The sequence below is a fragment of the Necropsobacter massiliensis genome (genome assembly GCF_000827595.2).
GTDB lineage: Bacteria > Pseudomonadota > Gammaproteobacteria > Enterobacterales > Pasteurellaceae > Necropsobacter > Necropsobacter massiliensis.
Window position 1 is genome coordinate 1 of sequence record NZ_LN776207.1, and the last position, 474, is coordinate 474.

The window sequence follows — 474 nt, forward strand, 5'->3', positions numbered from 1 at the left end:
TCTTATTTTGTTCTTTAACAATCTGGAAACAAGCTGAAAACTGAGTTCAGCCGATATACTGTTATGGGCAGAGATGCTGATGATGGTGATATTGGATGAATCAAGTCTGAGAAAGAAAATCTTAGTCGAGAAAAGGCGGCTAAGTGTTGAGTAATATATAACGCGAGAAGGTGAGAGCCTTTGAGGTTGTATGGTTAAGTGACTAAGCGTACACGGTGGATGCCTAGGCAATCAGAGGCGAAGAAGGACGTGCAAATCTGCGAAAAGCTTGGGTGAGCTGATAAGAGGCGATTACCCCAAGATATCCGAATGGGGCAACCCAGTGGGTGAAGAACCCACTATCATTAAGTGAATAGATAGCTTAATGAGGCGAACCGGGAGAACTGAAACATCTAAGTACCCCGAGGAAAAGAAATCAACCGAGATTCTGTGAGTAGCGGCGAGCGAAAGCGGAGTAGCCAGTTAGTGATAGCG

1 rRNA gene is annotated in these 474 nt (G+C 44.9%); it reads left to right on the forward strand.

What is annotated here, in order from left to right:
* Positions 1 to 192: 192 nt before the first annotated feature.
* Positions 193 to 474 (forward strand): 23S ribosomal RNA (locus BN3349_RS11830); the annotation flags it as partial.